The organism is Arthrobacter sp. Hiyo1, assembly GCF_001263615.2.
In the GTDB taxonomy this organism is placed as follows: Bacteria; Actinomycetota; Actinomycetes; order Actinomycetales; family Micrococcaceae; genus Arthrobacter.
The window spans coordinates 1-3,054 of the sequence record NZ_DF952494.1 but is presented as its reverse complement, the minus strand read 5'-3'; the positions used below and the strand labels follow the sequence as shown (position 1 = coordinate 3,054).

The 3,054-nt window shown below is 63.7% G+C and carries 1 pseudogene; it reads left to right on the top strand.

Going from position 1 to position 3,054, the window contains the following annotated elements:
• A pseudogene (glgB, locus tag AHiyo1_RS23915) lies at positions 1–2,777 on the top strand (1,4-alpha-glucan branching protein GlgB); the annotation flags it as partial.
• Positions 2,778–3,054 lie beyond the last annotated feature (277 nt).

Below are 3,054 nucleotides of genomic sequence, written 5' to 3'. Positions count from 1 at the left end.
CCAGTCGTGGGCTGAGGCGGGCACCGCCGTCGGGCCCCATGAGCAGCAGCTCGAGGCACTCCTGGCGCAATTGTCGGGCAAGGAAGCCGGAACCCTGCAGCGCATCCACGGAGACCTTCACTTGGGCCAGATCCTTTTGGTGCCTGGCGCCGCGGGCGAACCTGCGCGGTGGGCGATCCTGGACTTTGAGGGCGAACCCCTGAGGCCGATTGAACACCGTAACATTCCCGACGTTCCCCTGCGGGACGTCGTCGGGATGCTGCGGTCCTTCGACTACGCGGCCGGTGCGGCCATCCGCGAGAACCCGGGCGCCCGGTTCCCGCCACGTGGGTTGACGACTGCGCCGAGGCCTTCCTGGCTGGCTACAGCGACATCACCCCTGGAACGATTGACCGCCGCTCGCCGCTGTTTGTGGCATTGTGGCTGGACAAGGCCTTGTACGAGGTGATCTATGAGCTGCGGAACAGGCCGGACTGGTTGCCCATTCCGGTCAATGCTTCGCGGCAGCTCCTCGGAAACACGAGCCCCGGCACGGATGCCGCGGCGACATCGGAAGGTAAGGAAATGACAGGCTCAGCACGTACCGAACGGCCCCGAGTCCCGCTGTATGTGGACGCCGCTACCCTGGGCCGGGTGGCCGCTGGTGCGCACCACGCCCCGCACTCGGTGCTGGGCGCCCACCTTGACGACCACGGTCACGTCACCATCCGTACGGTCAAGCACCTCGCTGCGGAGGTATCTGTGGTCACCGAAGCCGGTTCCACCCCGATGACCCACGAGACCGACGGCATCTGGGTGGCTGTCCTCGAACCGCTGCAGCAAGGCCACGTACCGGACTACCGACTGGACGTCGTGTACGGCGATTCCGCGCCCGTGACGATCAACGATCCCTACCACTACCTTCCAACCGTCGGGGAAGTGGACCTGCACCTCATCGGAGAAGGCCGGCACGAACGGCTTTGGGACACGCTGGGCTCCCACGTCCAGCACTACCGTTCCCCGCTCGGCGATGTGGACGGCGTCTCCTTCGCCGTCTGGGCCCCCAACGCACAGGCAGTCCGCGTCAAGGGTGACTTCAACTCCTGGGATGGGCGTGAGCACGCCTTGCGCTCACTCGGGTCTTCAGGCGTCTGGGAGGTCTTCATCCCGGGCGTTGTAGCAGGGGCGTGCTACAAATTCGAGTTGCTCACCAAGGCCGGACACTGGGTGGAGAAAGCCGACCCGCTCGCCTTCGGCACCGAAGTTCCGCCCTTGACCGCGTCACGCGTAGTGGAGTCCGGCTACCGCTTCAAGGACGACGCCTGGATGACCGCGCGCGCCAACAAGGATCCGCACAACTCGCCCATGAGCGTGTACGAGGTCCACCTTGGTTCCTGGCGCCTTGGCCTCGGGTACAAGGAGTTGGCCAAGGACCTCGTTGAGTACGTGAAGTGGCTCGGGTTCACCCACGTCGAGTTCATGCCGGTGGCCGAGCACCCCTTTGGCGGTTCATGGGGCTACCAAGTCACGTCCTACTTTGCTCCGACCTCCCGCTTCGGGCATCCGGATGAATTCAGGTTCCTTGTCGATTCGCTGCACCAGGCGGGCATCGGCGTCATCTTGGACTGGGTCCCCGCGCACTTCCCGAAGGATGCCTGGGCCCTCGCCCGTTTCGACGGCGAACCACTGTACGAGCACTCCGATCCCAGGCTCGGTGAGCACCCGGACTGGGGCACGCTCATCTTCGACTTCGGCCGCACCGAAGTTCGCAACTTCCTGGTCGCGAACGCGCTCTACTGGCTCGAGGAATTCCATATCGACGGACTCCGCGTGGACGCCGTGGCCTCCATGCTCTACAGGGACTATTCGCGAGAGGAAGGGGAGTGGTTCCCCAATGTCCACGGTGGACGCGAGAACCTGGAAGCGATTTCGTTCCTCCAAGAGGTCAACGCCACGATCTACAAGACCCACCCCGGCGCAGTGACCATTGCCGAGGAATCCACCGCATTCCCCGGTGTCACCGCGCCGACCAACCACGGTGGCCTCGGATTCGGCCTCAAATGGAACATGGGCTGGATGCACGATTCCCTCAAGTACATCTCCGAAAACCCGGTGAACCGCCGTTGGCACCACGGCACAGTGACGTTCTCCATGGTCTATGCCTTCACGGAGAACTTCCTGCTGCCCATTAGCCACGACGAGGTAGTGCACGGCAAAGGATCCATGCTGCGCAAGATGCCCGGCGACCGTTGGCAGCAGCTCGCCAACCTGCGGGCGTTCATGGCGTACCAGTGGGCCCACCCGGGCAAGCAGCTCATCTTCATGGGCACCGAATTCGGCCAAGAGGCCGAGTGGTCCGAACAGCACGGGCTCGACTGGTTCCTTGCCGACATCCCGGCGCACCGAGGACTGCAATTGCTCACGCGCGAGTTGAACACGCTGTACAGCTCGACGCCGGCCCTTCACGTCCGGGACAACGAGCCCGGCGGTTTCCAGTGGATCAACGGCGCGGACGCGGATCGCAACGTCCTGACCTTTATCAGGTGGGACCACGACGGCAACCCCTTGGTGTGCGCCGTGAATTTCTCGGGAGGCCCGCACCAGGACTATGTGCTCGGCGTCCCGGCCGCCGGCGCATGGCAGGAAGTACTCAACACTGACGCGAGGTCTACGGAGGCTCGGGTGTGATCAACAGCGGTGAACTTCTTGCCACCGCACCCGGGGCGGAAGGGCTGCCTGCGGCACTGACCGTCACCTTGCCGCCGCTCGGAGCCTCTTGGTTCGCGCCTGTGGGGTAGTTGTCCTGTTTGCGTGAGGGTGAAGCTTGCCTGAGGGTGAAGGGTCCGGAAAACTTTGAGTTTCCGGGCCCTTTGCGTGGGATCTCAGGGGCGCCTGCTGGAGCGTAGGAAGCCGCCCGGAGGGGGGTTTTGCCTCCCCGGTGAAGTGGTGGTATAGTTAGTACCCGCGCTGCTCCCCAGTGGAGATCGGTGAAGTTGACTGAGTTCCTCGTGAAAATCAAGTCAAGAACGCTGATTTGACTAGGAGGCAAGCAGCCGGTAAGTTTGGAAAGTTGCT